The sequence below is a fragment of the Pseudomonas agronomica genome, from assembly GCF_025917275.1.
Taxonomy (GTDB): Bacteria; Pseudomonadota; Gammaproteobacteria; order Pseudomonadales; family Pseudomonadaceae; genus Aquipseudomonas; species Aquipseudomonas agronomica.
Window position 1 is genome coordinate 1 of the sequence record NZ_JAOSHO010000071.1, and the last position, 16,588, is coordinate 16,588.

General features: G+C 58.6%; 20 protein-coding genes and 1 tRNA gene. 7 read left to right on the forward strand and 14 right to left on the reverse strand.

Annotated elements, in window-relative coordinates; genetic code table 11:
• Positions 1–7: 7 nt before the first annotated feature.
• Entirely contained in the window at positions 8–403 is a 396-nt protein-coding gene (locus OC610_RS08245) for a hypothetical protein (RefSeq protein ID WP_264427380.1), read from the reverse strand.
• A gap of 123 nt (positions 404–526) precedes the next feature.
• On the opposite strand from OC610_RS08245, the gene OC610_RS08250 reads away from it, so the two are divergent.
• The gene (locus tag OC610_RS08250) at positions 527–2,548 is read left to right on the forward strand and encodes a DKNYY domain-containing protein (protein WP_264427381.1); all 2,022 of its coding nucleotides are present in this window, start codon (positions 527–529) and stop codon (positions 2,546–2,548) included.
• Here the strand turns inward: OC610_RS08250 and OC610_RS08255 are convergent.
• Together OC610_RS08255 and OC610_RS08260 are read right to left on the reverse strand one after the other, a co-directional pair.
• Complete coding sequence (locus tag OC610_RS08255; RefSeq protein WP_030142156.1) at positions 2,545–2,784, reverse strand: YceK/YidQ family lipoprotein; 240 nt, start codon at positions 2,782–2,784, stop codon at positions 2,545–2,547. The genes OC610_RS08250 and OC610_RS08255 overlap by 4 nt on opposite strands.
• Positions 2,785–2,924: 140 nt before the next feature.
• On the reverse strand, positions 2,925–4,295 hold the full coding sequence (locus OC610_RS08260) for an aminotransferase-like domain-containing protein (protein WP_264427382.1): 1,371 nt from the start codon (positions 4,293–4,295) through the stop codon (positions 2,925–2,927).
• A 142-nt stretch (positions 4,296–4,437) separates the two neighbouring features.
• Between OC610_RS08260 and OC610_RS08265 the strand changes: the two genes are divergently transcribed.
• The 3 genes from OC610_RS08265 to OC610_RS08275 all read left to right on the forward strand — a co-directional run bounded on the left by OC610_RS08265 (position 4,438) and on the right by OC610_RS08275 (position 6,495).
• The gene (locus OC610_RS08265) at positions 4,438–4,845 is read left to right on the forward strand and encodes a VOC family protein (RefSeq protein ID WP_264427383.1); all 408 of its coding nucleotides are present in this window, start codon (positions 4,438–4,440) and stop codon (positions 4,843–4,845) included.
• 79 nt (positions 4,846–4,924) lie between these two features.
• On the forward strand, positions 4,925–5,551 hold the full coding sequence (locus OC610_RS08270) for a LysE family translocator (protein WP_264427384.1): 627 nt from the start codon (positions 4,925–4,927) through the stop codon (positions 5,549–5,551).
• 101 nt (positions 5,552–5,652) lie between these two features.
• A complete protein-coding gene (locus OC610_RS08275) occupies positions 5,653–6,495 on the forward strand; it encodes a PhzF family phenazine biosynthesis protein (RefSeq protein WP_264427385.1) in 843 nt (280 codons plus the stop codon).
• Between the two features lie 211 nt (positions 6,496–6,706).
• Here the strand turns inward: OC610_RS08275 and OC610_RS08280 are convergent.
• The 9 genes from OC610_RS08280 to thrS form a co-directional block, all read right to left on the reverse strand.
• Positions 6,707–6,783 (reverse strand) — tRNA-Pro (locus OC610_RS08280).
• A 90-nt stretch (positions 6,784–6,873) separates the two neighbouring features.
• A complete protein-coding gene (locus OC610_RS08285; protein WP_003179985.1) occupies positions 6,874–7,230 on the reverse strand; it encodes a MerR family transcriptional regulator in 357 nt (118 codons plus the stop codon).
• Positions 7,211–7,513, reverse strand: a complete 303-nt coding sequence (gene ihfA / locus OC610_RS08290; RefSeq protein ID WP_002553164.1) for an integration host factor subunit alpha — start codon at positions 7,511–7,513, stop codon at positions 7,211–7,213. The genes OC610_RS08285 and ihfA overlap by 20 nt, the downstream gene beginning before the upstream one ends.
• A gap of 3 nt (positions 7,514–7,516) precedes the next feature.
• Complete coding sequence (gene pheT / locus OC610_RS08295; RefSeq protein ID WP_264427386.1) at positions 7,517–9,895, reverse strand: phenylalanine--tRNA ligase subunit beta; 2,379 nt, start codon at positions 9,893–9,895, stop codon at positions 7,517–7,519.
• Positions 9,896–9,921: 26 nt separating this feature from the next.
• Positions 9,922–10,938 carry a phenylalanine--tRNA ligase subunit alpha gene (gene pheS / locus OC610_RS08300; RefSeq protein ID WP_030142134.1) on the reverse strand — a complete coding sequence of 339 codons (1,017 nt, stop codon included), beginning with the start codon at positions 10,936–10,938 and terminating at the stop codon, positions 9,922–9,924.
• A 109-nt stretch (positions 10,939–11,047) separates the two neighbouring features.
• Positions 11,048–11,404: a 50S ribosomal protein L20 gene (gene rplT, locus OC610_RS08305; RefSeq protein ID WP_002553161.1), complete on the reverse strand. Its 357-nt coding sequence runs from the start codon at positions 11,402–11,404 to the stop codon at positions 11,048–11,050.
• Between the two features lie 30 nt (positions 11,405–11,434).
• Entirely contained in the window at positions 11,435–11,629 is a 195-nt protein-coding gene (gene rpmI, locus OC610_RS08310) for a 50S ribosomal protein L35 (RefSeq protein WP_002553160.1), read from the reverse strand.
• A 60-nt stretch (positions 11,630–11,689) separates the two neighbouring features.
• A complete protein-coding gene (gene infC, locus OC610_RS08315) occupies positions 11,690–12,241 on the reverse strand; it encodes a translation initiation factor IF-3 (protein WP_169432615.1) in 552 nt (183 codons plus the stop codon).
• Complete coding sequence (thrS, locus tag OC610_RS08320; RefSeq protein WP_024779373.1) at positions 12,241–14,163, reverse strand: threonine--tRNA ligase; 1,923 nt, start codon at positions 14,161–14,163, stop codon at positions 12,241–12,243. Before thrS ends, infC begins: the two co-directional genes overlap by 1 nt.
• A gap of 374 nt (positions 14,164–14,537) precedes the next feature.
• On the opposite strand from thrS, the gene OC610_RS08325 reads away from it, so the two are divergent.
• Together OC610_RS08325 and OC610_RS08330 are read left to right on the forward strand one after the other, a co-directional pair.
• Positions 14,538–14,840, forward strand: a complete 303-nt coding sequence (locus tag OC610_RS08325; protein ID WP_030142131.1) for a hypothetical protein — start codon at positions 14,538–14,540, stop codon at positions 14,838–14,840.
• Between the two features lie 289 nt (positions 14,841–15,129).
• Positions 15,130–15,342 carry a cold-shock protein gene (locus tag OC610_RS08330; RefSeq protein ID WP_003179963.1) on the forward strand — a complete coding sequence of 71 codons (213 nt, stop codon included), beginning with the start codon at positions 15,130–15,132 and terminating at the stop codon, positions 15,340–15,342.
• Positions 15,343–15,408: 66 nt separating this feature from the next.
• Here the strand turns inward: OC610_RS08330 and OC610_RS08335 are convergent, their stop codons facing one another.
• Positions 15,409–15,723 carry an I78 family peptidase inhibitor gene (locus OC610_RS08335; protein ID WP_264427387.1) on the reverse strand — a complete coding sequence of 105 codons (315 nt, stop codon included), beginning with the start codon at positions 15,721–15,723 and terminating at the stop codon, positions 15,409–15,411.
• Between the two features lie 154 nt (positions 15,724–15,877).
• Entirely contained in the window at positions 15,878–16,183 is a 306-nt protein-coding gene (locus OC610_RS08340) for a hypothetical protein (RefSeq protein WP_217859928.1), read from the reverse strand.
• Positions 16,184–16,312: 129 nt separating this feature from the next.
• On the opposite strand from OC610_RS08340, the gene OC610_RS08345 reads away from it, so the two are divergent.
• Positions 16,313–16,510 (forward strand): hypothetical protein, encoded by a 198-nt coding sequence (locus tag OC610_RS08345; RefSeq protein WP_030142128.1) that lies wholly within the window; start codon positions 16,313–16,315, stop codon positions 16,508–16,510.
• The last annotated feature ends 78 nt before the right edge of the window (positions 16,511–16,588 follow it).

Sequence of the window (16,588 nt, forward strand, 5' to 3'; positions counted from 1 at the left end):
GCGGTGATTATTGGGCGTCTTGCGCCGCCGCTTCTTCAGCATCCTCCGGTGGCGCGCCATAAGGCTTGCCAATCTCGACCCGGTCAGCCTTTACCCAACCCGTATAGTCCTCACCATCCTTGGCGATGAAATTCACCTCCAGCCATGATTCGTCCTCCAGGCTGGAATAGACGGTGAGGAAATCGCCCGGTATGACAAAAATCTTCTTGTTGGCACAGGCTTCATCCGGCGCTTCGTGGAAATGAACGCGCCCGGTGCCGATGACCTTGCCTTGCACCGAAGGATGGAACTCAGGCACTGTTCCCGAGAGTTTTTCCGCCAGGGCCGAGCAGTTAACATTAACAGCGGCCTGGCTCAGGCTGCTGAACAGGGCTAGGCACAACAAGCTTGCACGCAGATGCATTGGCGGATTCCGTCTGGATGGGTGCCGTAGGATATAAAGTCCGGAACGCTCGGGGAAGAGACTTATCGGCATTTATAAACGGCTGTGTGGGGCCAAACCATCAGACCTTCAGGCCGCAATGACATGACAGACACAGAGACGGTCTTGGCCGACTGGGAACTCCTTGAACTTGAATGGCACCAAGGTTTCGCGTTCATGGATGACGTGCTTCTGGGCGATGGGCGCGTGCCAGACGTCTACATCATGCTCAGCCCTGAAGGCGCAGGACCCGGCGCGATAGCCCAACGTGCCAATGAGGGTGGGTTTGCGCCCTCGCCGGTGCTGCCCGGCCAGCCGGTATGGCGGCATCGACGCAACCCGTGGGTCTTGCGCGATGCGTCGCACGATTATTACCTGCTGCCCGGTTACCGAGAGCACCACGGTTACCACGCCCTTCAGGCCCTGCCTTTTCGGTTCGACCGGGGTCTGGAAAGTCTCGGCCACCACTACTGGCGTGACGAAACCAGCGCCTATTGGTTCGGCGAATACGCAATCACCGAAATCCGGCAGGCACGGCCCGACAGCCTGGCCCTGTTGCCATCGTCGCCCGCCTCGCTGGCTTCAACCTCTGCGCTGTTCAGTGACGGGGCGAGCATCTTCCTGCACGGAAAATTCATCGCCGCCGCCACCGCTCGGGTGCGGTACTGCAACCATCCGTCTTATCGGATGATCGACGGGCAAGTCTACAAGGGCTTCAAACCCTTGCATCAAAAGGACGGCACACCGCTGCCGATCGCAAACCCCGACGACTTCCACATGCTCGCCCAACGCTGGGGAACCGATGGACAGTCGATCATCGTGCAAGCGCAGCAAGGCTCGAGCATTTCGTACGACTACTTCTACCGCATCGACAATGCCGACCTGGCGACCTTCACCGTGCTTAACGAACGCTACGCCAAGGACAGTCGACGAGCCTACTACCTGACGGGGAAAACCATCCGCTACGTCGGCGACTTCCGCCTGCTCAAGTGTTGGCAGCCGATGTTCGATGAGTGCGGCCGCGTGGTCAGCGCCAGCGAGTACGAGGATGACTATTTTGCCGTGGACGACAAATTCGTCTACGCCGCCGGGACCCGCTTGCGTGACGCCCATGGCCCGAGTTTTCGCCACTTGGGGTTCGATTACTACCGAGATCACCAGTACATCTACCAACGCCAGAAACGCCTCGATGTCGACGCGGAAAGTTTCGTAGTGGCCCAGCTCTATCGCAATGGCCAGGATTACTCCCCCGTGCTGGCAGGCGACAAGAACGGCCCGCTGGGTTCTGGCGGAATAATCGATGCAGCCATGCAACAAGCCTGGGCACCCTATTTCGAGGCCCATCCGCAATTACAGGATTATTGGTGGCACCGCTTGCAGGCAAAGGCTGACGCCGCGCAAATATCTTCAGAAACGGCGCCTTTACGAGCCATCGGCCTCGGCTTCGAAGTGGGCCGCCAAGTGCATTTTCATGGACGCGTGATCAATGGGCTGGACGCGGCGAGCTTCAAACTGCTGGACACCCACCTGTGCGGCGATGCCCATGGCCTCTACCTGATCCCGTTTCATAACGCTGAAACGCAAGTGCCCGAACGGTTCTCCACGGAGCCTGCCGAGCACTTCCGCTCACTCGGCGGGCCCTATCTGACCGACAGCAAAACCGTGTTCTGCCACCGTATTTTCTATCATCCCCCCGAACCAATCCGTAAGGCCCACGCGGCGACTTTCGAGGCCTGTGGACATGGCTGGGCCAAGGACCGGGAAGCGGTGTATTACTACGGCGAGGCGAAAAGACGGCTCCCTCCCGCTGAGACCCGCGTGCTCGGTACTTATGCCGTCAGCCCTGCCCTGATCTTCTCGGAAGGCAAGTGGCTGGATGTCGCGTTCGACCCGGAAGAAGTCCGCGTGCCCCATCCGGATTTCCTGCAACTGGGAACACGCAAGTTGTTCTGCCACCGACGCCCGCTGAGCGCCAAGCGTTTTGACCTGGCCACCCTCGAATTCCTGACCGAGCGCTATGCCCGGGACAGGCATCGGTTCTATTACTACGATGGCTATGCAACGTTGACAGAGGTGGATGAAGCGGATTATCGGGCATCCCTTGGACAGCCGGTGGCCGGCGCTTAGAGATTGCACTCGTACTGATATTCGAAGGGGAAAAATACGGTATCGACCACCAAGGAGAACGGTGCGTCGATAAGCAGGAAAGGAATCAGCTTTCCTTTGGACGTGCCCACCAGCCACCAGTCGAAGCGCAGGCCGATGTAGGGGCATCTGTGCTTGTCGTAGTCCATCCGCATCGCGGTGGCCATGCAGCCGCTCAAGCTGGTGATCAGGATCAGTAGAATTGCTTTCCGTAGCACTTGATGTCCTTGTTGGTTTTTGCAAAGCCCGCGTAGGCCACCTTGGTTGGAAACCCCAGCGATGGATACGAAGGCGCATGGTTGTATGTTTTGCATACGCACAAGAAAGCCGATCTATCTGATCGGCTTAAATACCCGAATCAGCCAGGATACAGGGTCTGGACGGAGTGATTCGAACATTCAAGTTTGGTCAGGAGCATCAATCCTTGCGTCAGGTCTTCGAAGGTTGGGCCGCCGAGACAAAGCCGAATGCCGGCCGCCTGGTCAGTGTGATCGACCATGACCGATTCTGGCGCAGTCACTTTGATACCAATCGCGGCAGCCGCTGTGGCGAAACGATCGGCAGCGTCGCGGGGCATCGGTAGCCAGACGTGAAAGGCGTCCGGATGCCAAACAAGCCCGGCCGCGCCGAACAGCGAAGCGGCCAGGTCTGCTCGGCGTCGCGCTTCATGGCGCAGGTCCTGGGGGATCGATGCGATAACGCCACTGGACAGCCACTCCTCCACCACCGCGCAGGACAATGGCGACGGGGTCATTGGGACATCCTGCAAGATTGCCTGCGCAGCGGCATTCATGCCGTCCGGTAGCGTGAGCATGCCAATCCTCAGCCCGGGACCGATGGATTTGGACAGCCCGTTGACGTGCAAGACTCTCTCGGGCGCCAGCGTCACGAGCGCAGGTTCAAGTGGAGGTCCTAAAGCGTAGACGCCGTCCTCGATGATCCAGGCCCCCGACCGTCGACAGACATCGACGATAGCCTGCCGTCGCGCCGTGCCCATCGTTGCCGTCGTCGGATTGTGCAGCGTCGGGGTGAGATAAACCACTTTGTCTGCACTTGATGCGAAACCATCGAGGGCGTCCGCAAGCGCCTGCGGCAGCATGCCTTGCGCGTCGATCTCGACACCTCGCATCCGGTAACCCTTGCGCCGGGCCAGGGCAATCGCGCCGGGATAGGTGATGCGTTCTGTCAAAATCACCCCCTCAGGACCGCAGGCAATATCGAAGGCAAGGGAAATGGCCTGGCGGGCGTTACTTGTCAGCGCCAGATGGGACGGCTTGACCACTATGCCGAGCATTTCAAGCCAGCGGGCCAACAGACGGCGATGCTCCAGATGCCCGGCGGGTGGTGAGTACAGGTTGAGATGATCGGTGTCGATCTTGCGCGCAATACCGGTCAGCGTCCGCGCCAAAAGACCGGCCGTCAGCATCGCCGGGGGCACGTTGGACGAGAGGTCGATCTGCCGATCCTCATGTGCCTGACAGATCGCCACGAACATGCCCCGGCCCTTGATGCTGCGCACCAGACCCCGTCGCTCCAGCGCCGCATAGGCTTTGGTCACCGTGCCAAGACCAATCTGCAACTGCCACGCGAGGTCTCGATGGGCAGGCAGACGGTCGCCCCCTTTCAGTCGCCCCTCGATGATGTCGTCGGCCAGGGCGAGCACCAAGCGCTCGGCGACACTTGCCTCGACTTCTGCAAGGCGGGGTATCCAGGGCGATTGCAGACGCATTGCTACCCTCCAAATCGATTAATAGTGTCGCGTGACACTATATAAATAGCCATAAAGTGTCACGCATATTAGGGTATTTCACGAAATCAACCTTTCACCATCAGCCTGGCCGCGATGACGGGGCGAGGCAGCGGAGCGTCCGATGTTTAGCCATGTGACCGTGGGCACAAATGATCTTGAGCGTGCAGGCGCTTTTTATGACGCGATCCTCGCGCCACTCGGTCTGAAACGACGAGTCGTAGTGCCTGATGGCGGTCCGGCGGCGCTTTGCTGGGTCACCGCTGAGGCGCCTCTGCCGCGCTTCTATGTCTACATCCCTGCCAATGGCGAGCCATCGTCGATCGGCAACGGCAGCATGGTCGCCTTCCTGGCGTCCTCTGATAACGCCGTGGCGCTGGCCCACGCTGCGGGACTTGCCCATGGCGGGACAGACAAAGGAGCGCCTGGGCCGCGTCCTCACTATGGTGACGGCTATTTCGGTGCGTATCTTCTCGATCCCGATGGAAACAAGGTGCATATCGTTCATCGCGCGGATCTGCTGCAACCATGAAAAAAAACCACGCTTTACAGCGCAGCGGATCGCCGCATCCATTTCATGGGTTGCGGTATCCATTCCAAGGAGCCGCTCAATGATCGGCAGCCCGATCCTGCTCGCCTTCGGCACCTATATCCTTGCCGCTGCAAGCCCAGGCCCCAGCAACATGGCAATCATGGATGTGGCGATGCGTGATGGTCGCACGCGCGCCCTGATGCTGGCGTCCGGCGTCATCACCGGCTCGCTCTTCTGGGCGATCCTGGCAGCCACGGGTATCAGCGCCTTGCTGGCCGCCTATGCCCAGGCGCTGTTATTGATCAAGGTGGTCGGCGGTGTCTATTTGCTTTATCTCGCGCTGCGTGCCGGCAGATCCGCCATGCAGTCGACTGCGGACCGCGCCAGCACGGTGGCAGGACAGGCGCCGCGTTACCTGTCGCTGTACCGCCAGGGTGTCCTTATGCATGTCAGCAATCCCAAGGCCATCATGTCCTGGATGTCGATCATGTCGCTCGGACTCCGCGAGGACGCTCCAGCGGGCACCTTATCGGCAATCATCGGTGGTTGCGCAGTGCTCGGCGTCATCATATTCGGCGGCTACGCCATCGTTTTCTCGACCGCCACGATGATTGCCTGCTACGCCCGCTCAAGGCGCTGGATCCAGGGGCTTTTCTCGGCGCTGTTTGGCGTCGCGGGATTGAAGCTTCTGGTCTCGACAAACTGATGCCGCAGTGTGTTGAAACCAATGTGCCAGGCGATGGGCCTGGTTCCACTTCAAGGCAGGTCGGGCGAGCCAGTGTCGTTACACAGGTGAGGAAGAATGTAATGACCCATGTGATTCATATGGTTGACGTATTCGGCGCAAAAGCCCTGAGTGGAAACCCACTGGCGGTGGTCATGGACGCCGACGCATTGCAGACAGATGACATGCAGCGCCTGACGCGCTGGCTCAACCTGTCGGAGACAGCCTTTGTGCTTTCGCCCACGCATCCGCAGGCGGACTACAGGCTGAGGATTTTCACGCTGGACAGGGAAATGCCATTTGCTGGACACCCGACGCTGGGAAGCTGCCATGCCTGGCTTTCGACCGGACGGGCGCCGAGGAATGAAACGCACATCGTCCAGGAGTGCGGTGTGGGCCTCGTTACCATTCGCCGTGAACAAGGACGGCTTGTCTTTCGCGCTCCCCCACTGCTCCGTTACGGTGCTCCGTCGAAGGTAGAATTAACCGAGGCGCTGCAGTGTCTCGGCATTGAACCAGCTGAGGTCGTTGACGCGGCGTGGATCGACAACGGTCCCGGATGGCTGGGAATCCGCCTGGCTTCGGCAGAGAAAGTCCTTTCCCTGCAACCGGCCCGGAGCTGGCCACGCAGAATCGACCTCGGCGTCATTGGTCGTCACGCCCATGGCGATGCCACCTTCGAAGTTCGCGCCTTTTTCAGCGATCACCTCGGTGCCGTTGTCGAAGACCCGGTTACAGGCAGCCTTAATGCCTCACTAGCACAGTGGTTATTCGACACAGGTGTGGTTGAGCAAGACTACGTCGCCGCCCAAGGCACCCGCCTCGGTCGCCAAGGGCGCATTCATGTGACTCGCGATGGTGCAGGCCAAATCTGGATCGGCGGCGAGACACGTACTCAGGTTGAAGGCCGGATTAGCGCAGGGTGAGGGACTGGTTGCAGCAAGTGTCTATACGGCAGCGTGGGGATTGAGCATTTGCTGACGTGTTTCCGGCGTATCTCGCTGGACAGCTTTGGTGAACCATTCGCATATTCTGAATATCATCGAAATCACCGGTTAGTTTTGCGCAGGTTTTACGCGCACACAAAAAAGCCGATCTATCTGATCGGCTTAAGTGTCTGATTCTACTCAGGAAATATGGTCGGGACGGAGTGATTCGAACACTCGACCCCTAGCACCCCATGCTAGTGCGCTACCGGACTGCGCTACGCCCCGACTAGGCGTGAATCTTGTTCCGCTTCTCAGCGGAACGCTCAGGAATATATCGCAAGCTTTTGAAAACTGGAAGTATTTAAAAGCAGAAATTTATTTCTTGAGCACCACCAGCACATCTTCAAGCTCGGCGATCATCTGGCGGATCATTTGTTTGTACTGGGTTGTGTCGTCCTTGGCCTCGTCACCGGAGAGGCGCAGGCGCGCGCCGCCGATGGTGAACCCCTGGTCGTACAGCAGCGCGCGGATCTGCCGGATCATCAGCACGTCCTGGCGCTGATAATACCGGCGGTTTCCGCGGCGCTTGACCGGGTTGAGTTGAGGAAACTCCTGCTCCCAATAGCGCAGCACGTGCGGCTTAACCGCACACAGCTCGCTGACTTCACCAATGGTGAAGTAGCGTTTGCCTGGGATGACGGGTAGCTCGTCGTTATGACTTGGTTCCAGCATAAGCCTCAACTCGGGCCTTCAACTTCTGCCCTGGACGAAAGGTGACCACACGGCGAGCCGTGATCGGGATTTCTTCTCCCGTTTTCGGATTGCGGCCAGGCCGCTGGCGTTTGTCCCGAAGGTCAAAATTGCCGAAACCCGACAACTTGACCTGTTCGTTGTCCTCGAGAGCGTGCCTGATTTCTTCGAAAAACAGTTCGACCAATTCTTTGGCCTCCCGTTTATTCAGGCCCAACTCCTCATACAGACGTTCCGCCATCTCAGCTTTCGTCAGAGCCCCCATACGTCACTTCCTTAACGTGGCGTTCAACCTGTGTTCGAGCGAGGTGAGGATATTCTGCGTTGCGGTATTCACCTCATCGTCATTAAGAGTGCGCGATGGATGCTGCCAGGTCAAGCCGACGGCAAGGCTTTTTCTATGAGGATCAATGCCTTTACCCTGATACACGTCAAATAGCCTGAGGTCCGTCAGCCATTCGCCTGCATTTTCACGAATTACTGCCAGGACAGCACTGGATGCGACGCCGACATCAGCCACCAGGGCCAGGTCGCGACGCACTTCAGGAAAGCGTGACAACTCCTGGAATTTCGGCATTTTTCCTTGGGCGACTTCGGCCAGGATAAGCTCGAAAACGAAGACTGGACGGTCGAGCCCCAGGGTCTTGGACAATTCAGGATGGATCGCGCCGACGTAACCGACTTCACGACCGTCTCGCTCGATGCGCGCGGTCTGGCCCGGATGCAGCGCCGGATGCTTGCCCGGTACGAAAGTGAACGCGCCGAGCGCGCCGGCAAAGCCCAGCACCGCTTCCACGTCAGCCTTGACGTCGAAGAAGTCGACGCCATCACGGCCTTGTGCCCAGCCTTCCGGCAGGCGGCTGCCGCAAACGACACCGGCCAGCATCGGCTCTTGCTTCAAGCCGTCCAACTGACCTACGAAGCGCAGGCCGCTCTCGAACAGCCGCACGCGATCCTGCTGGCGGTTCAGGTTGTGCTGCAACGACTTGACGAGGCCCGGCCACAGGGACGAACGCATGGCCGCCATGTCGTTGGAGATCGGGTTCGCCAGCAACAGCGGCTCAACGCCCGGACTGAACAGTTCGAACTGACGCGGATCGATGAAGCTGTAGGTGATCGCTTCCTGATACCCACGAGCCACCAGCAGGCGGCGCAGCTCCGGCAGCTCGCTGCGGGCCTCGGCCTTGGCTTGCGGGGCCAGGCGAGCCTGGGGATAACGAACCGGCAGGCGGTTGTAACCGTACAAGCGAGCCAGTTCTTCGATCAGGTCGACTTCCAGGCTGATATCGAAGCGATGGCTTGGCACTTCAACCTGCCACTGCCCTTCCCCATCGGCACGGATGGTCAGGCCCAGCGCGCTGAGCAGACGCTCGACTTCGGCTGGGGCCATTTCCATGCCCAGCATCTGGGTGATGCGCTGGGCACGCAGGGTAACCGGTGCAACTTTCGGCAGATGTTGTTCACTGACGGTCTCGACGATCGGGCCAGCTTCGCCACCGGTGATTTCCAGCAGCAGGCCAGTGGCGCGCTCCATGGCTTCACGTGCCAGTTGCCAGTCCACGCCACGCTCATAGCGGTGCGAGGCGTCGGTGTGCAGGCCATAGGAACGAGCCTTGCCGGCCACCGCGATCTGGTCGAAGAAGGCACTTTCAAGGAATACATCGCGAGTCGTCGAAGACACGCCGCTGTGCTCGCCACCCATCACGCCAGCAATCGCCAGGACTCGGGAATGGTCGGCGATCACCAGCGTATCGCTGCGCAAGGCCACTTCCTGGCCGTCGAGCAGTACCAGTTTTTCGCCTTCTTCGGCCATGCGCACGCGAATGCCGCCGTTGATTTCGGCAAGATCGAACGCGTGCAGTGGTTGACCCAGTTCAAGCATCACGTAGTTGGTGATGTCGACAGCCGCGTCGATGCTGCGCACTTCGGAGCGACGCAGGCGTTCAACCATCCACAGTGGCGTCGGCTTCGACAGGTCGACGTTACGGATCACGCGGCCCAGGTAACGCGGGCACGCTGCCGGCGCCAGAACCTCGATCGAGCGCACTTCATCGTGCACGGCGGGTACAGCGATGATTGCCGGACGCGTTACAGGAGCGTCATACAGCGCGCCCACTTCCCGGGCCAGGCCGGCCACCGACAGGCAGTCGCCACGGTTCGGGGTCAGGTCGACCTCGATGCTCGCGTCGTCCAGGCCCAGGTATTCACGGATGTCCTGGCCCGCCGGCGCATCGGCCGGCAGCTCCATCAGGCCATCGTTGCCTTCGCCAATCTGCAGCTCGGCCTGGGAGCACAGCATGCCGTTGGACTCGACACCGCGCAGTTTGGCTTTCTTGATCTTGAAGTCGCCCGGCAGTTCGGCACCGATCATGGCGAACGGAATCTTCAGGCCCGGACGCACGTTAGGCGCACCGCACACGACCTGGAACGTTTCCGCGCCATTGCTGACCTGGCACACCCGCAGCTTGTCGGCGTCCGGGTGTTGCTCGGTGCTCAGCACCTCGCCCACCACCACGCCACTGAAGGCACCGGCGGCCGGCGTCACGCTATCGACCTCGAGGCCGGCCATCGACAGGCGAGCAACCAGCTCGTCCTGGCTCACCTGCGGGCTTACCCAGCCACGCAGCCATTGTTCACTGAATTTCATCCTGCTCTCCTAAAGGTTCGTTACGACTAGCGAAATTGCGCGAGGAACCGCAAGTCGTTGTCGAAGAACAGACGCAAGTCGTTCACGCCGTAACGCAGCATGGCCAGGCGCTCGACACCCATGCCGAAGGCAAAACCGGAGAATTCTTCCGGATCGATCCCGGACATGCGCAGCACGTTCGGGTGAACCATGCCGCAGCCCATGACTTCCAGCCAACCGGTCTGCTTGCAGACACGGCAACCTTTGCCGCTGCACATCACGCATTCCATGTCGACTTCAGCCGATGGCTCGGTGAACGGGAAGTACGAAGGGCGGAAACGCACGGCCAGTTCCTTTTCGAAGAACACCCGCAGGAACTCTTCGATCGTGCCTTTCAGGTCGGCGAAATTGATGTCGCGATCAACCAGCAGGCCTTCGACCTGGTGGAACATCGGCGAGTGGGTGATATCGGAGTCGCTGCGATACACACGGCCTGGGCAGACGATGCGGATCGGCGGCTGCTGCGATTCCATGGTGCGGACCTGTACCGGCGAGGTATGGGTGCGCAACAGCATGTTCGCATTGAAATAGAAGGTGTCATGCATCGACCGGGCCGGGTGATGGCCTGGGATGTTGAGCGCCTCGAAGTTGTGATAGTCGTCTTCGACCTCAGGGCCCTCGGCAATGCCATAGCCGATGTGGGTGAAGAACTGCTCGATGCGTTCCAGGGTCCGGGTCACGGGATGCAGGCCACCGGAAGTCTGGCCACGGCCAGGCAGGGTCACGTCGATGGACTCGGCGGCGAGCTTGGCAGCCAGGCCTGCCTCCTCGAACAACGCCTTGCGCGCATTGAGGACCTCTGTGACACGTTCCTTGGCGACGTTGATCAGCGCACCGACCTGCGGACGCTCTTCGGCCGGCAGGTTCCCCAGGGTCTTCATCACCTGAGTCAACTCGCCTTTCTTGCCAAGGTAGTGAACCCGGATTTGCTCCAGGGCATTGATATCTTCAGCGCTTTGCACAGCCTCTAGTGCTTGAGCGACCAGCGCGTCCAGGTTTTCCATGTACAGACTCCAGATACAAAATAGGGGAAGAGCTTTAAGGCTCTTCCCCTATTTATGACGTTTGACACCTGGGCCCGCAGATGCGGACCCAGGTGACTGCCGGGGGTACTTAAGCCAAGGTGGCTTTAGCTTTCTCGACAATCGCAGCAAACGCCGCTTTTTCGTTCACTGCCAGATCAGCCAGAACCTTACGGTCGATCTCGATGGACGCTTTTTTCAGGCCAGCGATGAAACGGCTGTAGGACAGACCGTTAACACGAGCACCAGCATTGATACGAGCGATCCACAGAGCGCGGAACTGACGTTTTTTCTGACGACGGTCACGGTAGGCGTATTGGCCTGCCTTGATTACCGCTTGCTTGGCAACACGGAATACGCGGGAACGCGCGCCGTAGTAGCCTTTAGCAAGTTTCAGAATTTTTTTGTGACGCTTACGGGCAATGACGCCACGCTTTACACGAGCCATGAGTTACTTCCTCTATTCTTGATCCAAAAATTAACGAAGGCGCAGCATGCGCTCGACTTTTGCCACGTCAGACGGATGCAGCAAGCTGCTACCGCGCAGTTGACGCTTACGCTTGGTCGACATTTTGGTCAGGATGTGGCTCTTGAAAGCGTGCTTGTGCTTGATACCGTTAGCAGTTTTCAGAAACCGCTTAGCAGCACCACTTTTGGTTTTCATCTTTGGCATGTTCGGATACTCCGCATTCAGTTGATAAACATAATCGCAAGGCCTGCCGTGCCCTGTTGATTACTTCTTCTTTTTCGGGGCGATGACCATGATCAGCTGGCGTCCTTCCATCTTAGGATGCTGTTCGACCGAACCGTACTCGAGCAGGTCTTGTTCAACCCGCTTGAGGAGTTCCATCCCCAGCTCCTGGTGGGCCATCTCACGGCCACGGAATCGCAAGGATACCTTGGCCCTGTCCCCGTCACTCAGGAAACGTACCAGGTTGCGCAGTTTTACCTGGTAATCCCCTTCCTCCGTCCCTGGACGAAACTTGATTTCTTTTACCTGAATCTGCTTCTGGTTTTTCTTCGCCGCGGCAATCTGCTTCTTCTTCTCGAAGATCGACTTGCCGTAGTCCATCACCCGGCAAACGGGCGGGACTGCGTCGGCGGAGATTTCCACCAGATCAAGCTTGGCTTCTTCAGCAATACGAAGCGCTTCATCAATCGAGACGATGCCAATCTGCTCGCCATCAGCGCCAATTAACCGAACCTCGCGTGCCGAGATATTCTCGTTGATCGGGGCTTTCGGTGCAGCTCGTTTATCTTGTCTCATTTCACGCTTAATAATAATTACTCCGAATCTGGGCGACCACGCCGGGAAACCGCTTGCGCGAGAAACTCAGCGAATTCGGCGACGGGCATCGAGCCCAGGTCAGCACCTTCACGAGTACGCACAGCGACAGTCTGCATCTCGACCTCCCGATCTCCAATAACCAAGAGAAAGGGAACCTTGAGCAAAGTATGCTCGCGGATTTTAAAGCCGATCTTTTCATTTCTCAAGTCGGACTTGGCACGAAATCCGCTTTGGTTGAGAGTTTTTTCGACCTCAGCGGCAAAATCTGCCTGTTTATCAGTGATATTCATGATCACTGCCTGGGTCGGCGCCAGCCACGCGGGGAACGCGCCCTCGTAATGCTCGATCAGAATCCCGACGAAACGCTCGAACGAACCGAGGATCGCGCGGTGAAGCATGACCGGGTGCTTGCGACTGTTGTCTTCGGACACATATTCAGCGCCCAGACGGATCGGCAGGTTGAAATCGAGCTGCAAGGTACCACACTGCCACACGCGACCGAGGCAATCTTTCAACGAGAATTCGATCTTCGGACCGTAGAAGGCGCCCTCGCCTGGCTGCAAGTCGTACGCAAGGCCCGCACTATCAAGGGCTGCGGCCAGGGCGGCCTCGGCGCGATCCCACAGCTCGTCGGAACCGACGCGTTTTTCCGGACGAGTGGACAGCTTCATTTCGACTTCGGTGAAGCCGAAGTCGCGATAGACGTCCATGGTCAGCTTGATGAAGGCGGCGGATTCGGCCTGCATCTGCTCTTCCGTGCAGAAGATGTGCGCGTCGTCCTGGGTAAATGCCCGCACGCGCATTATGCCGTGCAGCGCACCCGATGGTTCGTTACGGTGGCAGGCACCGAACTCGGCCAGGCGCATTGGCAGTTCGCGGTAGCTCTTCAAGCCCTGGTTGAACACTTGCACGTGGCAAGGGCAGTTCATCGGCTTGATGGCGTAGTCGCGGTTTTCCGACTGGGTGGTGAACATGTTGTCGGCGTAGTTGGCCCAGTGCCCGGATTTTTCCCACAGGCTGCGGTCGACTACTTGCGGCGTCTTGATTTCCAGGTAGCCGTTTTCACGCTGGACCTGACGCATGTACTGCTCAAGCACCTGGTACATCGTCCAGCCGTTCGGGTGCCAGAACACCATGCCCGGGGATTCTTCCTGGGTATGGAACAGGCCCAGGCGCTTGCCGATCTTGCGGTGATCGCGCTTCTCGGCTTCTTCGATACGCTGGATGTAGGCCGCCAGTTGCTTCTTGTCCGCCCAGGCAGTGCCATAGACGCGCTGCAACTGCTCGTTCTTCGCATCGCCACGCCAGTAGGCGCCGGACAGCTTGGTCAGCTTGAAGGACTTGAGGAAACGCGTGTTCGGCACGTGCGGGCCGCGGCACATGTCGACGTATTCTTCGTGGTAATACAGGCCCATGGCCTGCTCGTCCGGCATGTCTTCCACCAGACGCAACTTGTAGTCCTCGCCACGGGCCTTGAAGACTTCGATGACTTCGGCGCGCGGGGTGACTTTCTTGATGACGTCGTAATCTTTCTCGATCAGCTGCTGCATGCGCTGCTCGATGGCCGCCATGTCGTCCGGGGTGAAGGGACGCTCGAAGGCGATGTCGTAATAGAAGCCTTCGTCGATGACCGGCCCGATGACCATTTTCGCGCTTGGATACAGCTGCTTGACCGCGTGGCCAACCAGGTGAGCGCAGGAGTGACGAATGATCTCCAGCCCCTCTTCATCCTTGGGCGTGATGATTTGCAGCGTGGCATCGCTGTCGATGACATCGCTGGCGTCGACCAGCTTGCCGTTGACCTTGCCGGCCAGGGTGGCCTTGGCCAGGCCTGCACCAATGGATGCGGCGACCTCGGCTACGGAAACCGGGTGATCGAATGAACGTTGACTGCCGTCGGGAAGAGTAATAGTTGGCATGGCGCCTCCTCTCCTAGTGGTGACCCCTACCAAAGGTCACGTGGGTTGGGATGAGCCAGTACAAGATCCAGTCCAGGCCATTCAATGACGAACGCCTGCCTTACAGCGGCAGGAGCCTTGCGGCCAACCGGGAAAACCGAACCAGAGTGACTGGGATTCAAATCAGGGTTAATCGAACATTTGCCGCCACCGGGACCTGTCGTCATCCGGCGCCAGAGAAATACCCGAGCCCGGCATCCTAGCACAGATGAACGGTCATCGCCGCCTCCGGATGGAAGCGCGCGTAAACTCACGTTTTTTATGCCAAAGTGCTGAACCGAAGCGCCTGCAACGCCTCAGATAACAAGACATCGACCCCAAAGGAGCATCCTCGCATGCGTCTGAATACACTACTGGCAGTAGTCGCCCCCCTCGCCCTGCTGCTTCCGCTGGCTGCCCACGCCGAATGGCCAAAGGGCGAGCGTGAAAAATACATGGCCCAGTGCACTGAAGCGGCCACACCGCAGATCGGCGCAGCAGCGGCCAAATCACACTGCGCCTGTGGCGCCGACGCGATCAAATCCTATCCGGCCAGTGACATCCAGGCGCTGATGGACAACAAGGCCACCCCTGAATTGCAGCAGAAAGCGCTCGGTCAAATCGCCAAATGCAAGGCCAATCCACCTGCGAAAAAATGAATAATCGGTACCGCGCAAGGCCCTCGGCGCCGATAAAAAGGTCCGAATAAACGCTTTTTCGTACGATTTTTTCAGGTTTTTCAGCTTTTTTTATCGTCTTTACTTTCGGCTGAAAGCCTTTGAAACCGGGGCTTTCAGCCAATCCGGACGATAGAGAAAACACGACTGATTGGCAAACAGCTCGTCCGGGGGGCTCCCAAATCGAACATTTCGACTATGATACCCGGGTGTGCCCAGTTGGCCTGAGCAGCACAGTACACTGAAAATATATGTTTCTTGGAGATACACCATGTCTAATCGCCAAACCGGCACCGTTAAATGGTTCAACGATGAAAAAGGCTTCGGCTTCATCACTCCTCAAGGTGGCGGTGACGACCTGTTCGTACACTTCAAAGCTATCGAAAGCGACGGTTTCAAAAGCCTGAAAGAAGGCCAGACCGTTTCCTTCGTGGCTGAGAAAGGCCAAAAGGGTATGCAAGCTGCACAAGTTCGCCCAGAGTAATTTCCCGGTGCGCTAAAAAAACCCCGTCCAAGTGACGGGGTTTTTTATGGCCGGTCGAAAACCGAATCAGCCGCAGTTCACCCGATTGATCACCAGGTTGGCATCGGTATTGAGGTTCAGGCGATCGGAGCGGTACTCAAGGGTCACCATGTCGTTGGGCTTGAGAATACGAGCAATCTGCGCACCCGCACGAGTCCGTGCCTGCTCCAACAACTCCGGCGAGGCCTTCTTGCCGATCGCAAACTCGGCAGACTTCGCTTCGCAGCGGTCATGACCGGTCTCGGCCGCCGCAGGTTCGAGGGTCGATTCAGAGGTGCTGCTGCAACCGCTCAACAGCGCGACGGCCAGCAAAGTACTCAGTGACGCGAGCTTCCAAGGCATGAAGCCTCCTTTTTTGATTGATAAACAGAGAGCGTGCGACAACCCAAACGGGGCTTGGTTTCAGCACCGTTGCCATCCGTCGGGGCAAAGCTGGCAGTTTGCCTGAGCCCGCGCCCCTGTTCAGCCCGCAATCGTGACTGGATATGAACGCGGCTCAATAAACGTCGATGTAATCGAAAGGCGGATTCGGCCAGTTGTCCTTCAATGCGTTGTAGATCTGCATGACCCAGACCTCGTCGCTGGCAGCGACCCGGCCGACGTATCCCGAGCCCTTCGCCCAAGTCTCGAGCCGAAACCGCAAGTCGCCGATATCAGTGCCACCGACCACACCCGAAGACAAATAGGCGATACCGTTCTTGGTCACGCGCAGCTGCGTATGCTCGTCGTCACTGGCCGAGGCCAGCAATTGACGAACCGCCTCGACGGTGAGACCGTCAGGAGCATTCAAATCGATCTGCATGGCGGGGCTCCCTTGAAAAATAAAAAGACGAGTGTCGCACAGCCCTCCCCCGATGCCTAAGTCGCAGTGCCAAATCCCTGGCAAAAATGTTTAACTCAGCCTACCGACCTCCAACTCGCGAGCCCTACCATGAGCACCGTCAGCATCGAAGCCACCATCAATGCCAAATGGTCGGAGGGCCATAGTTCCTATAGCCCGGGTAGCCCGGAGGAACTGGCCGTTATCTGCATAGAATTGTTGGTGAGGGAGTTGGGCACGGAGGTCGCCCGCGACTTTATCCAGCAGGCGTTCGAGCGCTACCCGAGCATCGTCGACGCGGTGGATTGAAACTCGTGTGCCCGCAGGTTCAGCCTGCGGGCACATAGCCGGGCAGGTTACTTCAGGCGCGCCAGTCGCTCGGTCAAC

What these genes read in the sequence shown, in the direction of transcription:
- OC610_RS08245 (WP_264427380.1), bottom strand. Translation starts at nt 403, where the DNA reads ATGCATCTGCGTGCAAGCTTGTTGTGCCTAGCCCTGTTCAGCAGCCTG.
- OC610_RS08250 (WP_264427381.1), top strand. Translation starts at nt 527, where the DNA reads ATGACAGACACAGAGACGGTCTTGGCCGACTGGGAACTCCTTGAACTT.
- OC610_RS08260 (WP_264427382.1), bottom strand. Translation starts at nt 4,295, where the DNA reads ATGCGTCTGCAATCGCCCTGGATACCCCGCCTTGCAGAAGTCGAGGCA.
- OC610_RS08265 (WP_264427383.1), top strand. Translation starts at nt 4,438, where the DNA reads ATGTTTAGCCATGTGACCGTGGGCACAAATGATCTTGAGCGTGCAGGC.
- OC610_RS08270 (WP_264427384.1), top strand. Translation starts at nt 4,925, where the DNA reads ATGATCGGCAGCCCGATCCTGCTCGCCTTCGGCACCTATATCCTTGCC.
- OC610_RS08275 (WP_264427385.1), top strand. Translation starts at nt 5,653, where the DNA reads ATGACCCATGTGATTCATATGGTTGACGTATTCGGCGCAAAAGCCCTG.
- OC610_RS08285 (WP_003179985.1), bottom strand. Translation starts at nt 7,230, where the DNA reads ATGCTGGAACCAAGTCATAACGACGAGCTACCCGTCATCCCAGGCAAA.
- ihfA (WP_002553164.1), bottom strand. Translation starts at nt 7,513, where the DNA reads ATGGGGGCTCTGACGAAAGCTGAGATGGCGGAACGTCTGTATGAGGAG.
- pheT (WP_264427386.1), bottom strand. Translation starts at nt 9,895, where the DNA reads ATGAAATTCAGTGAACAATGGCTGCGTGGCTGGGTAAGCCCGCAGGTG.
- pheS (WP_030142134.1), bottom strand. Translation starts at nt 10,938, where the DNA reads ATGGAAAACCTGGACGCGCTGGTCGCTCAAGCACTAGAGGCTGTGCAA.
- rplT (WP_002553161.1), bottom strand. Translation starts at nt 11,404, where the DNA reads ATGGCTCGTGTAAAGCGTGGCGTCATTGCCCGTAAGCGTCACAAAAAA.
- rpmI (WP_002553160.1), bottom strand. Translation starts at nt 11,629, where the DNA reads ATGCCAAAGATGAAAACCAAAAGTGGTGCTGCTAAGCGGTTTCTGAAA.
- thrS (WP_024779373.1), bottom strand. Translation starts at nt 14,163, where the DNA reads ATGCCAACTATTACTCTTCCCGACGGCAGTCAACGTTCATTCGATCAC.
- OC610_RS08325 (WP_030142131.1), top strand. Translation starts at nt 14,538, where the DNA reads ATGCGTCTGAATACACTACTGGCAGTAGTCGCCCCCCTCGCCCTGCTG.
- OC610_RS08330 (WP_003179963.1), top strand. Translation starts at nt 15,130, where the DNA reads ATGTCTAATCGCCAAACCGGCACCGTTAAATGGTTCAACGATGAAAAA.
- OC610_RS08335 (WP_264427387.1), bottom strand. Translation starts at nt 15,723, where the DNA reads ATGCCTTGGAAGCTCGCGTCACTGAGTACTTTGCTGGCCGTCGCGCTG.
- OC610_RS08340 (WP_217859928.1), bottom strand. Translation starts at nt 16,183, where the DNA reads ATGCAGATCGATTTGAATGCTCCTGACGGTCTCACCGTCGAGGCGGTT.
- OC610_RS08345 (WP_030142128.1), top strand. Translation starts at nt 16,313, where the DNA reads ATGAGCACCGTCAGCATCGAAGCCACCATCAATGCCAAATGGTCGGAG.